Source organism: Lelliottia jeotgali, assembly GCF_977070485.1.
On record NZ_CDRVFO010000023.1, the window covers coordinates 19,135 to 34,354 of the forward strand.

At 62.0% G+C, this 15,220-nt stretch carries 14 protein-coding genes and 1 riboswitch; of the genes, 11 read left to right on the top strand and 3 right to left on the bottom strand.

Annotated elements, in window-relative coordinates; translation table 11 throughout:
- Positions 1 to 61 precede the first annotated feature (61 nt).
- The gene (locus tag ACW4TB_RS24805) at positions 62 to 1,456 is read left to right on the top strand and encodes an MFS transporter (RefSeq protein ID WP_012316510.1); all 1,395 of its coding nucleotides are present in this window, start codon (positions 62 to 64) and stop codon (positions 1,454 to 1,456) included.
- A gap of 9 nt (positions 1,457 to 1,465) precedes the next feature.
- Complete coding sequence (locus ACW4TB_RS24810) at positions 1,466 to 2,017, top strand: single-stranded DNA-binding protein (RefSeq protein ID WP_012316509.1); 552 nt, start codon at positions 1,466 to 1,468, stop codon at positions 2,015 to 2,017.
- Positions 2,018 to 2,087: 70 nt separating this feature from the next.
- Here ACW4TB_RS24810 and ACW4TB_RS24815 read toward each other — a convergent pair whose 3' ends face one another.
- Complete coding sequence (locus ACW4TB_RS24815) at positions 2,088 to 2,576, bottom strand: GlcG/HbpS family heme-binding protein (RefSeq protein ID WP_080516500.1); 489 nt, start codon at positions 2,574 to 2,576, stop codon at positions 2,088 to 2,090.
- 490 nt (positions 2,577 to 3,066) lie between these two features.
- A complete protein-coding gene (locus tag ACW4TB_RS24820; RefSeq protein WP_115273751.1) occupies positions 3,067 to 4,500 on the bottom strand; it encodes a TolC family outer membrane protein in 1,434 nt (477 codons plus the stop codon).
- A gap of 161 nt (positions 4,501 to 4,661) precedes the next feature.
- Positions 4,662 to 4,768, top strand: a riboswitch (TPP riboswitch).
- A 156-nt stretch (positions 4,769 to 4,924) separates the two neighbouring features.
- Between ACW4TB_RS24820 and thiC the strand changes: the two genes are divergently transcribed.
- Both thiC and cytX read left to right on the top strand, forming a co-directional pair.
- Positions 4,925 to 6,811: a phosphomethylpyrimidine synthase ThiC gene (gene thiC, locus ACW4TB_RS24825; protein ID WP_012316506.1), complete on the top strand. Its 1,887-nt coding sequence runs from the start codon at positions 4,925 to 4,927 to the stop codon at positions 6,809 to 6,811.
- A 93-nt stretch (positions 6,812 to 6,904) separates the two neighbouring features.
- On the top strand, positions 6,905 to 8,188 hold the full coding sequence (cytX, locus tag ACW4TB_RS24830; protein WP_012316505.1) for a putative hydroxymethylpyrimidine transporter CytX: 1,284 nt from the start codon (positions 6,905 to 6,907) through the stop codon (positions 8,186 to 8,188).
- On the opposite strand, the gene ACW4TB_RS24835 is transcribed toward cytX, so the two are convergent.
- On the bottom strand, positions 8,157 to 8,903 hold the full coding sequence (locus ACW4TB_RS24835; RefSeq protein WP_012316504.1) for an RsiV family protein: 747 nt from the start codon (positions 8,901 to 8,903) through the stop codon (positions 8,157 to 8,159). The two genes, cytX and ACW4TB_RS24835, sit on opposite strands and share 32 nt — an antisense overlap.
- Before the next feature lie 185 nt (positions 8,904 to 9,088).
- Between ACW4TB_RS24835 and ACW4TB_RS24840 the strand changes: the two genes are divergently transcribed.
- The 7 genes from ACW4TB_RS24840 to ACW4TB_RS24870 all read left to right on the top strand — a co-directional run bounded on the left by ACW4TB_RS24840 (position 9,089) and on the right by ACW4TB_RS24870 (position 15,216).
- Positions 9,089 to 9,706: an NUDIX domain-containing protein gene (locus ACW4TB_RS24840; protein WP_012316503.1), complete on the top strand. Its 618-nt coding sequence runs from the start codon at positions 9,089 to 9,091 to the stop codon at positions 9,704 to 9,706.
- A complete protein-coding gene (locus tag ACW4TB_RS24845) occupies positions 9,703 to 10,149 on the top strand; it encodes a DUF1249 domain-containing protein (protein ID WP_012316502.1) in 447 nt (148 codons plus the stop codon). The genes ACW4TB_RS24840 and ACW4TB_RS24845 overlap by 4 nt, the downstream gene beginning before the upstream one ends.
- An 84-nt stretch (positions 10,150 to 10,233) precedes the next feature.
- Positions 10,234 to 11,037 (top strand): 3',5'-cyclic-AMP phosphodiesterase, encoded by an 804-nt coding sequence (gene cpdA / locus ACW4TB_RS24850; protein WP_279933563.1) that lies wholly within the window; start codon positions 10,234 to 10,236, stop codon positions 11,035 to 11,037.
- A 132-nt stretch (positions 11,038 to 11,169) separates the two neighbouring features.
- On the top strand, positions 11,170 to 11,778 hold the full coding sequence (locus tag ACW4TB_RS24855) for a YqiA/YcfP family alpha/beta fold hydrolase (RefSeq protein ID WP_012316500.1): 609 nt from the start codon (positions 11,170 to 11,172) through the stop codon (positions 11,776 to 11,778).
- A gap of 35 nt (positions 11,779 to 11,813) precedes the next feature.
- Positions 11,814 to 13,718, top strand: a complete 1,905-nt coding sequence (gene parE, locus ACW4TB_RS24860) for a DNA topoisomerase IV subunit B (RefSeq protein WP_012316499.1) — start codon at positions 11,814 to 11,816, stop codon at positions 13,716 to 13,718.
- The gene (locus tag ACW4TB_RS24865; RefSeq protein ID WP_012316498.1) at positions 13,715 to 14,701 is read left to right on the top strand and encodes an esterase-like activity of phytase family protein; all 987 of its coding nucleotides are present in this window, start codon (positions 13,715 to 13,717) and stop codon (positions 14,699 to 14,701) included. Before parE ends, ACW4TB_RS24865 begins: the two co-directional genes overlap by 4 nt.
- Positions 14,698 to 15,216, top strand: a complete 519-nt coding sequence (locus ACW4TB_RS24870; protein WP_012316497.1) for a retropepsin-like aspartic protease family protein — start codon at positions 14,698 to 14,700, stop codon at positions 15,214 to 15,216. The genes ACW4TB_RS24865 and ACW4TB_RS24870 overlap by 4 nt, the downstream gene beginning before the upstream one ends.
- The last annotated feature ends 4 nt before the right edge of the window (positions 15,217 to 15,220 follow it).

The following is a 15,220-nucleotide window of genomic DNA, read 5'->3' on the forward strand; positions in this document are numbered from 1 at the left end:
CGTAGATGCCGTCAAGCTGTCGGACTGATAGAATCGCCGCCGGTTCACACGAGGTTAATCCATGCACGACACCCACAACGAGCGCATGAGTGGCAGCGAAACGCGCGCCGCTGGCGGCCTGGCCCTGGTCTTTGCCTTTCGTATGCTGGGCATGTTCATGGTCTTGCCGGTGCTGGCCACTTACGGCATGGACCTGGCCGGCGCCACCCCCGCGCTGATCGGCCTGGCCATCGGTGCCTATGGGCTGACCCAGGCGTTTTTTCAGATCCCTTTCGGGATGATTTCCGACCGCATCGGGCGACGTCCGGTGATCTACCTGGGGCTGGTGATCTTCGCCTTGGGTAGTGTGCTGGCGGCTCAAGCCGACTCCATCTGGGGCGTGATTGCGGGGCGCATTCTGCAGGGCGCCGGGGCAATTTCTGCCGCAGTCATGGCGCTGCTGTCCGACCTGACCCGCGAGCAGCACCGTACCAAGGCCATGGCCATGATCGGCATGAGCATCGGATTGTCCTTCGCGGTGGCGATGGTCGTCGGCCCGCTTCTCACCAGCGCCTTCGGCCTGTCAGGATTGTTCCTCGCCACGGCAGGACTTGCCCTGGTCGGTATTTTGCTGGTCGCTTTCGTCGTGCCCAACACCCACAGCACTTTGCAGCACCGCGAGTCGGGTGTGGCGCGCCAGGCACTCGGCCCAACCCTGCGCCATCCGGACCTTCTGCGCCTGGATACCGGCATCTTCATCCTCCACGCGATCCTCATGGCGAGCTTCGTCGCGCTGCCTCTGGCCTTCGTCGAGCGCGGCGGCTTGCCTAAGGAAGAGCATTGGTGGGTATACCTGACCGCGCTGTTCATCTCATTTTTTGCAATGGTCCCGTTCATCATCTACGGCGAAAAAAAGCGCAAGATGAAACGCGTATTGGCCGGAGCGGTCAGTGTGTTGCTGCTGGTGGAGGTGTTCTTCTGGCAGTGGGCTGACAACTTGCGCGGACTGGTGATTGGCACCGTGGTATTCTTTACTGCATTCAACCTGCTGGAGGCATCGCTGCCGTCGCTGGTTAGCAAGGTGTCGCCTGCCGGCGGCAAGGGAACGGCGATGGGGGTGTATTCCACCAGCCAGTTCCTTGGCGCTGCGCTGGGTGGAATCCTTGGTGGCTGGCTGTTCCAGCACGGTGGGCTGAACACGGTGTTCCTCGGTTGCGCGGTGCTGTGTGCCGTATGGCTGGTGGTCGCGTTGCGCATGAACGAGCCGCCTTATGTGACCAGCCTGCGCATGCCACTGACGCCTGAGGCAGTCCGGGAAGCCGGCCTGACCGAGCGCCTGATGGCCGTGCCGGGTGTGACCGACGCCGTTGTGGTGGCAGAAGAAGCTGCCATCTATATCAAACTGGATACGAAAATTTTGGACCGTGCGACCCTCGAGCGTCTGGTGAACCCAGCCTCATCGGCGTGCGAAGCCTAGGAGAACGTTATGGCCCGTGGGGTTAACAAAGTCATTCTGGTCGGCACCTGTGGCCAGGATCCCGAAGTCCGCTACCTGCCCAACGGTAACGCCGTGACCAACCTGAGCCTGGCTACCAGCGAGCAGTGGACCGACAAGCAGTCGGGCCAAAAGGTCGAGCGTACCGAGTGGCACCGTGTGTCGATGTTCGGCAAGGTTGCTGAAATCGCTGGCGAATACCTGCGCAAGGGTTCGCAGGTGTACATCGAAGGCAAGCTGCAGACCCGCGAGTGGGAAAAAGACGGCATCAAGCGTTACACCACCGAAATCATCGTCGACATGCAGGGCACCATGCAGCTGCTCGGTGGCCGTCCGCAGAACCAGCAAGGTGGCGGCGACCAGTACAACCAGGGTGGTGGTAACAACTACAACCAGGGTGGCCAGCAGCAACAGTACAACCAGGCTCCACCGCGTCAGCAGGCCCCGCGCCCGCAACAGGCCCAGCAGCGCCCAGCGCCGCAACAGCCCGCGCCGCAGCCGGCTGCTGACTTTGACAGCTTTGATGACGATATTCCGTTCTGATAAAAACGGTCAGGCGTAGCGCTACACCCGAAACCCAGGGCATTTGCCCTGGGTTTTTTCATATGTGAGTTCAGGCACCGCTATCCAGCGCCGCTTGGGCAAATTGCGCGTCCAGCTCAGGCGTTGCGCCGCTGATACCGATACCACCGATGTGTTCGCCGTTCGCGTCCAGGATCGGCAGGCCGCCACCCAGCAGCGTGAAACCTGGCAGTGACGCGTATGGGTTTGCTGGCAGCGCAGCGCTTCGCTCTGCGAGAGAGCTGGACGAAAGCGGGAAGCGGGCGGAGGTCGATGCCTTGAGTTGTGCCAGTTTTATGCTGCCGCTGCTGGCTCCGTCCATACGGTGGAAGTGCTTGAGGTTGCCATGGTTGTCGACAATGCTGATGACGATGGCAAACCCCTGAGCGCGGGCTGCTCGCTCCGCGGCAGCGGCCATTATTCGAGCAGCCTCGGCAGTGATGGCTGACGCTGGTGTGGGTTTTAGAGCTTCAGCCAGCGACGGTGCTGCCAGTAACAGCGAAAACATGAAGAGTGTGACACGGCCGTAGTTCGTATTCATGTGAGCACCATCCCTAGGTTTTTTTGCGAACCTAGCAAGCGATTGGCGCTCTTGGATGTAGTCCGTTTCCGAAAATGATGTGCGGTCACTGGATGGCAGCTGACGGCCCAATCGCCGACAAGCGAGCGATAAGGCCCGTGAGGTCAATGCAGCCTGTTCTTGGCCATCTCGATATCGTTCATCAGCACTTTTGCCAGGGCGCTCAGATAGTCCGCCGCGCCCAGCAACTTGTGATCATCCTCCATATCCCTTCACGCACGAGATGCCCCATGTAGCCCAGCAGCACCTAGACCTGTTCGTACGCATCGTCGATGGAAACACCAGGTTTGCACACGTAGGAGGTCAATCGGTGGGTTGCCCACATCGATCTCAGAGTTCCGTGCGTCCAGGCCCCGACGCCGGCAAGCAGGCCACAGGGTACGCGCATTGTCGAAACACTGGCGCAAGCCCTGTGGGTGCAGGTTTACCCGCGAAGAAACCAGCGCCGGCCTCAAGGCCTGCGTTCGAAGTTCTTCGCCGCTGCCGCCGCCAGGTCCGGTGGCAGGAAGTCCTTGTCCGGGTTGTAGTCCGCCTTCAGGTATCGCTTGAGGTCCACCAGGTCCTGTGGGCTCAAGGTGCCGGCCGCCTGCTTCAGGCTCAAGTTGTCGAGAATGTAGTCGTACCGGCTGTTGTTGTAGTCGCGAACCGAGGTGTACAGCTGGCGCTGGGCATCGAGCACGTCGACGATATTGCGGGTGCCGACTTGATAACCGATCTCGGTAGCTTCCAGCGCGCTCTGGTTGGAAATGATCGACTGCTTGCGCGCTTGCACCTGCTCCACATCGGTATTCACGGCACGATGCAGGTTGCGCGTGTTCTCCACCACTTGGCGGCGCAGGCTCTCGCGTTGTTGCTCGCTCTGGCTAAGGCGCTGGTATGCCTCGCGTACCTGCGAGCTGGTCAGGCCGCCGCTGTAGATTGGAATGTTCAGTTGCAGGCCGATGCTGGTCTGCTCCACGTCACCGCTATAGCGCACGCCCAACTGCGAAGGGTTGGTGAAGCCCAGGCTGTCGTTGTCGCCTTTCTGGTACTTGGCTACCGCATCCAGGGTCGGGGCGTGGCCGGCTTTGCGCTGGCGCAGGGTTTCTTCGGCGGCATCGACTGCGTAGTTGGTTGCCAGCAGGTTGAGGTTCTGCCGCCCAGCAGTCTCGACCCAGGCCTTGGCATCGTTGGGCGTGGGCACCTGTATCGGCAAGGTATGAACAACGCCCTGGATCGACGTGTATTCGCGGTTGGTGAGGGTCACCAAGGCCTCGAAGGCATCCTGCACCTGGCGTTCGGCAATGATCCGGTTGGCCCGGGCGGTGTCATAGCTGGCCTGGGACTGCAGCACGTCGGTCTTGTCGGACAGGCCGACATCGAAACGTTCGTTGGACTGATCGAGTTGGCGCTTGAAGGCCGATTCTTCGGCCTTGGTGGCTGCAAGGTTATCCTGGGCCCGCAGCACGGCAAAATAGCTTTGCGCGGTCTGCAGGATCAGATTCTGTTCGGTGGCGGACAACTCCAGCGCTGCCTGCTCATTGACAGCTTCGGCGGCCTGCAACTGGAACCAGCGATCGGCACGGAAGACAGGTTGCGCCAGGGTGGCGCTCCAGGCGTTGCCGCTTCGGTTGGAGGTGATCGAGGGTTCGTCGAGCTTGGTGCGGGTGTTCATCATTTCGGCACCTGCCGACAGGTTGGGCAGCAGGCCGGCGCGGGCCTGGGGCACCACCTCGCGGCGCGCGCCATAATCGGCGCGAGCGGCGGCAAGATCGGCGTTGTTGTCGACCGCTTCCTGGTAGACGCTGACCAGGTCAGTCTTGACCGTCATGGGCACATCCGCTGCCCAGGCCACTCCGTTGGACGCACAAGACACGGCAATCGCCAGTGAGAGTTTGCGCAGCATAGAGGCAATCCTTGTACGAAATTTAATTACTGAACTGTTGAGTATCGAGCGATGGGGCAGTGTAGTGCCATGCGCAATTGGCAACAATCGTTGGCTGTGCCTTTCATCATCCCCCCGTTTTACACGCTTGGCTTTGCCGGCCACTCCAGTCTAGACTGCGCACGTTCTTGTCGGGGTGCCTTGAAGCAAAGGCTGAGATCGCATAGGTGCGGATCCCGTTGAACCTGATCAGGTTAGCGCCTGCGTAGGGAACAAGATTGCTCACCTTCCCGGGGAGCCTCTTGTGCCAGGTCCGGGAATGTCGCAGCTGCAAGCAGCTCAAGGCACCCCATGTATCCGGCACTGCATACCCGCCAAGGGGTGCGTCCGCGTATTTCAGGTTCTCCCCGACATTCCACCGCTAGGAAGCTGTCTGGAGCCTGTGATGAGCAAACAAGAAAAAACGATCAACCTCAGCGAGTCGGCGCAAGTCGATCAGCAGTCCGTGCAACCCTTCCCGCGTTCGCGCAAGATCTATGTCGAGGGCTCGCGCCCGGACATCCGCGTGCCGATGCGCGAAATCAGCCTGCACGACACCCCCACCGACTTCGGCGGCGAAGCCAACGCGCCGGTTCTGGTCTACGACACTTCCGGCCCCTACACCGATCCCGACGTCATCATCGATGTGCGAAAAGGCCTGGCCGATGTGCGTTCGGCCTGGATCGACGCCCGTGGCGATACCGAGCGCCTGGGTGGGCTGAGCTCGAACTTCGGCCAGCAGCGCCTGAACGACGCCGAACTGGCCAAGCTGCGCTTCAACCATGTGCGCAACCCGCGCCGTGCCAAGGCTGGCGCCAACGTCTCGCAGATGCACTACGCCCGCCAAGGCATCATTACCGCCGAGATGGAATACGTCGCCATCCGCGAGAACATGAAGCTGCAGGAGGCCCGCGCTGCTGGCTTGCTCAAGCAGCAGCACGCCGGCCACAGCTTCGGCGCCAACATCCCCAAAGAGATCACCGCCGAATTCGTGCGCGAGGAAATCGCCCGCGGCCGCGCGATCATCCCGGCCAACATCAACCACACGGAACTGGAGCCGATGATCATCGGCCGCAACTTCCTGGTGAAGATCAACGGCAACATCGGCAACAGCGCCCTGGGCTCCTCGATCGAGGAGGAAGTGGCCAAGCTGACCTGGGGTATTCGCTGGGGCTCAGACACGGTCATGGACCTTTCGACCGGCAAGCACATCCACGAAACTCGTGAGTGGATCATCCGCAACTCGCCGGTACCTATCGGTACCGTGCCGATCTACCAGGCCCTGGAAAAGGTCGGAGGGGTTGCCGAGGACCTGACCTGGGAGCTGTTCCGCGACACGCTGATCGAGCAGGCTGAGCAGGGCGTGGACTACTTCACCATCCATGCTGGCGTGCTGCTGCGCTACGTGCCGCTGACCGCCAAGCGGGTCACCGGTATCGTCAGCCGCGGGGGGTCGATCATGGCCAAGTGGTGCCTGGCGCATCACCAGGAGAACTTCCTGTACACGCATTTCGATGAGATCTGCGAAATCATGAAGGCCTACGACGTGAGCTTCTCTCTCGGTGACGGCCTGCGCCCAGGCTCGATTGCAGATGCCAACGACGCGGCGCAGTTCGGTGAGCTGGAAACACTTGGCGAACTGACCAAGATCGCCTGGAAGCACGACGTGCAGTGCATGATCGAAGGCCCTGGCCATGTGCCGATGCAACTGATCAAGGAGAACATGGACAAGCAGCTGGAATGCTGCGACGAAGCGCCGTTCTACACCCTCGGCCCTCTGACCACCGACATTGCGCCTGGTTACGACCACATCACCTCGGGCATCGGCGCGGCCATGATCGGCTGGTTCGGCTGCGCCATGCTGTGCTACGTCACCCCCAAGGAGCACCTGGGCCTGCCGAACAAGGATGACGTCAAGACCGGCATCATCACTTACAAGATCGCCGCGCATGCTGCCGACCTTGCCAAAGGCCACCCGGGCGCGCAGATCCGTGACAATGCCCTGTCCAAGGCGCGTTTCGAGTTCCGCTGGGAGGACCAGTTCAACCTGGGCCTGGACCCTGACACCGCGCGTGCCTTCCACGACGAAACCCTGCCGAAGGAATCGGCCAAGGTCGCGCACTTCTGCTCGATGTGCGGGCCGAAGTTCTGCTCGATGAAAATCACCCAGGAAGTACGGGAATACGCCGCCAACCTGCGCATCGATGCGGTGGATGTATCGGTTGAGGAGGGGATGCGCGAGCAGGCCGAACGGTTCCGCCAGGAAGGCAGCCAGCTGTACCACAAGGTGTAAGCCGCAGCGCTGATCTGTTGCAGGAGCGGCCTTGCCGGTGCGCCGCTCCTGCAACGACCGTGTCGATTTGTTTTCTTTTGTCGAGTAACAACAATGACAACTCCCAGCCATTTTTCCCCCGACCACCCGGTCCCCACCAGCCAACGCCCGTTCGGTGGTCGCGACCTGTTCTCGCTCTGGTTTTCCCTCGGCATCGGCCTGATGGTCCTGCAGGTGGGCGCGATGCTCGCTCCCGGCCTGGGCCTGGCCGGCGCGGTGCTGGCCATCGCCTTGGGCACCGGCGTGGGCGTGCTGCTGCTTGGGGCGGCAGGCGTGATTGGCAGCGACACGGGCCTTTGCGCCATGGCCACCCTGCGCCTGAGCCTGGGCAGCCACGGCGCGCGCCTGCCGGCGCTGCTCAACCTGCTGCAACTGGTCGGTTGGGGCGCGTTCGAAATCATTGTCATGCGTGACGCCGCCAGCCTGCTTGGCGCGCGCACCTTCGGTGAAGGCAGCCTGTGGAACAGCCCGATGTTCTGGACTCTCTGCTTCGGTGGCTTGGCCACGCTGCTCGCTGTCAGCGGGCCGCTGGCATTCGTGCGCAAGGTACTGCGCAAATGGGGGATCTGGCTGTTGTTGGGCGCTTGCCTGTGGCTGACCTGGAACCTGTTCGCCAAGGCGGACCTGGGCGAGCTGTGGCAGCGCAGCGGAGATGGGTCGATGTCGCTGGCTGTGGGCTTCGACATCGTCATCGCCATGCCGCTGTCCTGGTTGCCGTTGATCGCTGACTACTCACGTTTTGCCCGCAGCGCGAGGCGAGTGTTCGGCGGGACCGTGCTCGGTTACTTCATCGGCAATACCTGGCTGATGAGCCTTGGCGTGGCCTACACTCTTGCCTTTGCGCCGAGCGGTGAAGTCAATGCGCTGCTGCTGGCCCTGGCCGGTGCCGGGCTGGGCATTCCGTTGCTGCTGATTTTGCTGGACGAGTCGGAGAAGGCCTTCGCCGATATCCACTCGGCTGCGGTATCGACCGGTCTGCTGGTACGCCTGAAGGTCGAGTACCTGGCGTTGGGCATCGGTGTGCTATGCACCCTGATTGCCCTGCTGGCGCCGCTGGCCCAGTACGAAAACTTCCTGCTGCTGATCGGCTCGGTGTTCGCGCCGCTGTTCGGTGTGGTGCTGACGGACCACTTCGTGATCCGCCGCCGCCGCCTTCCAGCACAAATTGATGGTTTGCACTGGCAGGCGCTGCTGGCCTGGGCTGTGGGCGTGGTGGTCTATCACAGCATCGCTGCGCAAGCGCCTGAGTTGGGCGCTACCCTGCCGGCGTTGCTGCTGGCAGGTGGGCTGCATGCGTTACTGAGCCTCAGCCGCGGCCGGGGAACAGTTCAGGCTTGAGCACGCCGTTCAGGCGTGGGTAAGGGAGCTTCAGTTCCACGTGGCCCATGGAATAGGGCGCGATGGTATAGACCTCATATTTGACCACCACTGCGCCGTATGTCAGAGCGATGTGCGGCGACTTCTTGAACGGCCAGGTCTTGACGAACTCGGCATCCTTGTCCATGCCCACGCTGATCAGCCAGGCGCGGTGCGATTCTTCGACCGTTTTCCAGAAGGTATCTTCCTGGCCCGGGACCAGCATGTCTTGCAGGGTCAGTACCTTGTCCAGCTTGCGCGAATAGTTGATGAAGCCCCGGCCTGGCATGCCATGGGCGCCGCCGCTGTCGAGGTAGCTGGACAGCTCGATGATCACCAGCCCGTCATGCTGTTCTCGTACCTTGGCTTGCAGGTAGCTGCTGTTGCGTTTGTCGGCGGTGGCCAGGTATTGCTGCTCATACGCCTGCAAAGTGCTTGGCGCGGTGCCATGCTGGTTGTCTTCGGTCAGTTGCAGCAGGCGTTTTTCGACGATGCCGTCGAGCTTGGGCAGGTCCGGGAAGTGAATGGTGTCAATGTTCACCAGTGGGCAGTCACTCTCGCTGCAACCTGGCTTTACGTGCTCCCAGGCGTCGCGCTTTACCTCCAGCGGGGCACGGTAATTCGGCGCGAACAGGCTCTGGCAGGCACCGAGGGCCAAGGCCAGCACAGCCACGGCAGTCAGTTTGACAAGTGTCATGATGATCCTTGCAATACAGGGAAAAGTCGGCCTTTGACCGCCTGCGCGGCCTTCAGTTCGCCACTAAGCTAACAGAGAGAAGAGCCGCTGTCCCGACTGCGCGAACGGTTACCGGAAAGGGGTGAAACAGGCAGGCGTGCAGAGTAGGATGGCGCGAAGCAGTATTTGAGGTAATGAGGATTTCCATGTCAGACGCGTTGAATTCAGTGCCCAAGGGCTTCGACATCATCGAACGGGCCAATTGCTTCCAGGGCTTCTACAAGCTCGACAAGCTTCGCCTGCGCCATGAGCTGTTTGCCGGCGGCATGGGCCGCGAGATCAGCCGCGAACTGTTCGTGCGTCATGATGCCGTTTGCGTGCTGCCTTACGATCCACTGCGCGATGAAGTAGTGTTGATCGAGCAGTTTCGCGTCGGCGCGCTGGATAAAGTCGACAATCCCTGGCTGATCGAGATGGTCGCCGGCCTGATCGACAAGGATGAACAGCCTGAAGAGGTCGCTCATCGTGAAGCCGAAGAAGAAGCCGGTCTGACCTTCAGCGCCCTGTGGCCGATGACCCGTTATTTCCCCTCGCCCGGTGGCAGTGATGAATACGTGCACCTGTTCCTTGGCCGCTGCAGCAGCGAAGGCGCCGGGGGGCTGCACGGCCTGGAAGAAGAGGGCGAGGATATCCGCGTGCGGGTCTGGTCGTTCGAAGATGCCTTGCAGGCTGTGCGCGATGGGCGTATCTGCAATGCGGCGACGATCATTGGCCTGCAATGGCTGGCGCTCAACAGAGATGAAGTACGAGGTATGTGGAAGTGAACCTGCTGCGTGAGCGTTATCGGGTCGATCTGGCCGGGCTGCAGGCAGCCTGCGAAGCCAACTACGCCCGGCTCATGCGCCTGCTGCCCGACATGCGTACCACCCAGAGTTCGCGCCGTATCGGCATGACCCAGGGCGACCAGATGCTCGGCGTGCTGGTGCTCGATGTGGTGCTGGCCTGTCCCTACACCACCACCCTGCGGGTGCGCCAGGAGCACAGCCTGCCTTGGCTGCCGGTGCCCCACCTGGAGGTGCAGGTGTACCACGATGCGCGCATGGCCGAAGTGGTCAGCGCCGAGCATACCCGGCGCCTGCGCAGCATCTATCCGTATCCCAACCAGTCCATGCACCAGCCGGATGAAAAGGCCCAGCTCAATCTGTTTCTCGGGGAATGGCTGAGCCACTGCCTGGCGTGTGGTCACGAGCTGGCAAGTGTGCGCTGAAATGTGATGCCGGTCGGTTTCGACTATTTGCTCGCAACCAATCCAACGCCATAATTCGTGCTGAATTCCCCGAGGAGACGGCCGGTGCCGCACCCAGACCCCTCTCAGGCACCCGTATGCGTGGTGCAATTGACTGACGCTCACCTGTTCGCTGACCCTGCGGGCACGCTGCTGGGGCTGCGCACGCGCGACAGCCTGCGCCATGTGATCGCCCAGGTGCGCCGCGAACAGCCGTGTATCGATTTGCTGCTGTGCACCGGTGATCTTTCGCAGGATGGCAGTGTTGCCTCGTATCAGGCGTTTCGTGATCTGACGGGTGACTTCGACGTGCCGGCGCGCTGGTTGCCGGGTAATCATGATGAAGCCAGGGTCATGGCCGAGGTGGCGCCGGAGCTGGTACAGGCGGTAACCGATATCGGCGCCTGGCGTATCATCATGCTCAATTCGGCGGTGCAGGGTGCGACCCATGGGCAGCTTGAGCCGTCACAGCTGTCGCTGCTCGATGATGCGCTCTTGTCGGCAGGTGGGCGCCATTGCCTGGTCTGCTGCCACCATCAACCTGTGGATATCGGCTGCGCCTGGATCGCACCGATCGGTTTGCGCAATGCAGACGAATTATTGCGCCGGCTTGAGGGTTATCCACAGGTGAAGGCGCTGCTTTGGGGGCATATTCATCAGGAGTGGGATGAGCTGCGTGGCGGTTTGCGCCTGCTGGCCACGCCATCGACCTGCATACAGTTCGCCGCTCGCAGCGAAGACTTCAAGGTGAGCGAGGAGCAGCCAGGTTACCGGTGGTTGCGCCTGCATGCCGACGGGCGGCTGGAGACCGGGGTGCGGCGGGCCACGGACTTCGAGGTGAAACTCGATTTTGATAGCCCTGGCTATTGACCCCAAGGGGCCCGTGCAGCCCAAAAATTGTTGCGAAAACCCCGCCGCTGCGCCAAAACACGGCGAACACGCTACACTGCGCATCCCTGCGCCCCCACCATCGGGCGCGAAGCCAAAGATTCCGGGGGCAGCATGTCGGGTTACATCCTCTATATCCATGGCTTGAACAGCTCACCGCTCTCCACCAAGGCGCGTCAGCTCGAAGCTGTGATGCAGCAGCTAGGCCTGTCAGGCCGGTTGCGCGTACCCGCCTTGCACCATCACCCGCGCCAGGCCATTGCGCAGCTCGAAGCTGCCATCGCCGAGCTGGGGGCGCCCCTGCTGGTCGGCAGTTCGCTCGGCGGCTACTATGCCACCCATCTGGCCGAGCGCCATGGCCTCAATGCCCTGCTGATCAACCCGGCGGTCACTCCGCACAAGCTGTTCGACGGCTACCTGGGCACCCAGCGTAACCACTACAGCGGCGAAACCTGGGAACTGACCCACGACCATGTTCAAGCCCTTGCTGAACTGGAAGTGCCGGCCCCAACGGACGCCAGCCGCTATCAAGTGTGGCTGCAGACCGCCGATGAAACCCTGGACTATCGTCACGCCGAGCGTTATTACCGGGCATGCGCGTTGCGTATCCAGGCCGGTGGCGACCATGGCTACCAGGGTTTTGCCGAGCAGATACCAGCCCTGCTTGCCTTCGCCGGAGTTGCCCGGGGGCAGTATGCGGCGCTCGATTTTTCTGTATTTTGATTTTTTCGCATTCACCAGACTGACGACGAGAACCCATGGCCAATCCCAGCGCTAGCGCCTATAACGCAGACGCCATCGAAGTCCTCTCGGGCCTTGACCCGGTCCGTAAACGGCCGGGCATGTACACCGATACCAGCCGGCCCAACCACCTGGCCCAGGAAGTCATCGACAACAGTGTCGACGAAGCCCTGGCTGGCCACGCCCGTTCGGTGCAGGTCATCCTCCATGCCGACCACTCGCTGGAGGTCAGCGACGATGGCCGCGGCATGCCGGTGGATATCCATCCGGAAGAGGGCGTATCGGGGGTCGAGCTGATCCTCACCAAGCTGCACGCCGGCGGCAAGTTCTCCAACAAGAACTACCAGTTCTCCGGGGGCCTGCACGGTGTCGGCATCTCGGTGGTCAATGCTCTGTCGACCCAGGTGCGCGTGCGCGTCAAGCGTGACGGCAATGAATACCAGATGACCTTCGCCGATGGCTTCAAGGCCAGCGAGCTGGAAGTGGTCGGTACGGTCGGCAAGCGCAACACCGGAACCAGTGTGTATTTCAGCCCCGACCCGAAGTATTTCGATTCACCCAAGTTTTCCATCAGTCGCCTCAAGCACGTGCTCAAGGCCAAGGCTGTACTGTGCCCGGGTCTGTTGGTCAGCTTCGAGGACAAGGCCAGCGGCGAGAAGGTCGAGTGGCACTACGAGGATGGCCTGCGTTCCTACCTGGTCGACTCTGTCAGCGAGTTCCAACGCCTGCCCGACGAGCCCTTCTGCGGCAGCCTGGCCGGCAACAAGGAAGCCGTGGACTGGGCCTTGCTGTGGCTGCCCGAAGGCGGTGACAGTGTTCAGGAAAGCTACGTCAACCTGATCCCCACCGCCCAGGGCGGTACCCACGTCAACGGCCTGCGTCAGGGCCTGCTCGATGCCATGCGAGAATTCTGCGAGTTCCGCAACCTGTTGCCGCGTGGGGTCAAGCTGGCGCCCGAAGACGTTTGGGAGCGCATCACTTTCGTGCTCTCGATGAAAATGCAGGAGCCACAGTTCTCTGGGCAGACCAAAGAGCGTCTGTCGTCCCGCGAGGCCGCAGCCTTTGTATCGGGCGTGGTCAAGGACGCGTTCAGCCTGTGGCTCAATGCACACCCCGAGCTGGGCATGCAGCTGGCGGAACTGGCCATTAGCAACGCTGGCCGCCGCCTCAAAGCCAGCAAGAAAGTCGAGCGTAAGCGCGTCACTCAGGGCCCTGCGCTGCCGGGCAAGCTGGCCGACTGCGCAGGCCAGGACCCAATGCGTGCCGAGCTGTTTCTGGTTGAGGGTGACTCGGCCGGTGGCTCTGCCAAGCAGGCACGCGACAAGGAATTCCAGGCGATCCTGCCGCTGCGCGGCAAGATCCTCAATACCTGGGAAGTGGACGGTGGAGAGGTGCTTGCCAGCCAAGAAGTGCACAACATCGCCGTCGCCATCGGTGTCGATCCGGGCGCTGCCGACCTGTCGCAGCTGCGCTACGGCAAGATCTGCATCCTCGCCGACGCCGACTCCGACGGCCTGCACATCGCTACCCTGCTGTGCGCGCTGTTCGTCCAGCACTTCCGTCCGTTGGTCGAAGCAGGCCACGTTTATGTCGCCATGCCACCGCTGTACCGTATCGACCTGGGCAAGGAAATCTACTACGCCCTGGACGAGGCTGAACGCGACGGTATTCTCGACCGCCTGGTGGCCGAGAAAAAACGTGGCAAGCCACAGGTCACCCGCTTCAAGGGGCTGGGTGAGATGAACCCGCCGCAATTGCGCGAAACTACCATGGACCCGAACACCCGGCGCCTGGTCCAGTTGACCCTGGATGACCTGCAGGGTACTACCGAAATCATGGATATGCTGTTGGCCAAGAAACGGGCGGGCGATCGCAAGAATTGGCTGGAGACCAAAGGTAATCTGGCCGAGGTTCTGGTTTGATTCGTCTGTTTTTCGCGGTTTTCCTTTCGCTGGTCGCTCTGCCAAGCCTGGCAGGCGACTGGCCGGAGCTGAAGCTGGTATCCGAGCATCCGATTGACGGCATGCGCGGCGGCAATCTTTCCGGGCTGGCTTTTTGTCGAGGAGCGCTGTGGGGTGTCTCGGACCGTGATGATGACCGTATCTACCGCTTCGACCAGCACAATGAGGTGTGGCGCGCCCAGCCTTTGACTTTTTCCCCGCCCCCGGTACCGGAGAGCGGGCTGCCCTGGGGGCTGAAGTCGCGCAACTGGGCGGTGTCGTACATTCGTGGCGGCCAGTTTGATTACGAAGGCATCACTTGCGATCAGGCCGGTAACATCTATCTGGTCAGCGAAGCGCATGTGGCCGTGCTGCAACTGCCGATCCTAGGCGCGCCTGCCTGGCTCAGGGTTGACCCGGCGATGATGCGCCAGGCCCGGGCCAGTGGCATGCTGCTGAACTTCAATGCCCTGTTCGAAGGCCTGGCGATCAACCCGGCCGGTGACCGCCTATGGCTTGCGGCCGAGCGTGAGCGCCGCGGCTTGGTAAAGATAGAGCGCCAGCAGTCGGTATGGACGTGCGGACGCACTTGCGTACTGCTCAGTGAAGCCGGGGTCGAGATGCAACCGCCTCAAATGCCCAATGCCCGTGCGCTTTCGCGGGACTTTGCTGACCTGGCCTGGTTCGAGGGCAAGCTGTTCACCCTCGAACGTAATGCATACCGTGTGTGCCGACGCCATGCCGACAGCGGTGAGGTCGAGCGCTGCTGGTCGTTCGCTGCCGATGCTCTGGTGCCCGAGCGACGCTATGATCAGCCGTTCGGCCTGGCCGAAGCGCTGGTCATCGATACCAAGGGCGCATGGATCGGTCTTGACAACAACAACGCTGACCGCGCCGATGGTGAAAGCCGGCCGGTCGTCTGGCGCTTCGCCGCGCCGCAGGGCGGTTGGAGCGCCACACCATGAGCCAGCCACCGGGCAAGCGTGCGGGCAGGGTACTGATGATCGTCGCCTGGGCGGCGGCGATGTTCCTGGCTACGCGCTTTTTCGGTGAATGGGAGGCGCGCGAGCGCAACCCCAATACCCAGGTGCAGTCCGAGCACGGCGAAGGCTTCATCGAAGTGCGCCTGCTGGGCAATGGCCAGGGCCACTTCGTGGCAGATGGCGCGATCAACGGCAAGGCTGTGCATTTCATGCTCGATACCGGGGCCACCGACGTGGCGATCCCCGAGGCGCTGGCCCGTGACCTGAGCCTGCAACGTGGCAGCCCGGTCATCCTCAGCACCGCCAACGGTCGCACCGAAGGTTACCGCACGCGACTGGACAGCCTGCAACTGGGGGAAATCCGCCTGCAGGGCGTGCGCGCCCTGGTGGTGCCGGGGCTGGATGGGCAGACGGTGCTGCTCGGCATGAGCGCTCTGAAACAACTTGAATTTACCCAGCGCGGCGGCACCATGCTGCTGCGCCAGAACCTGAAATGACGAG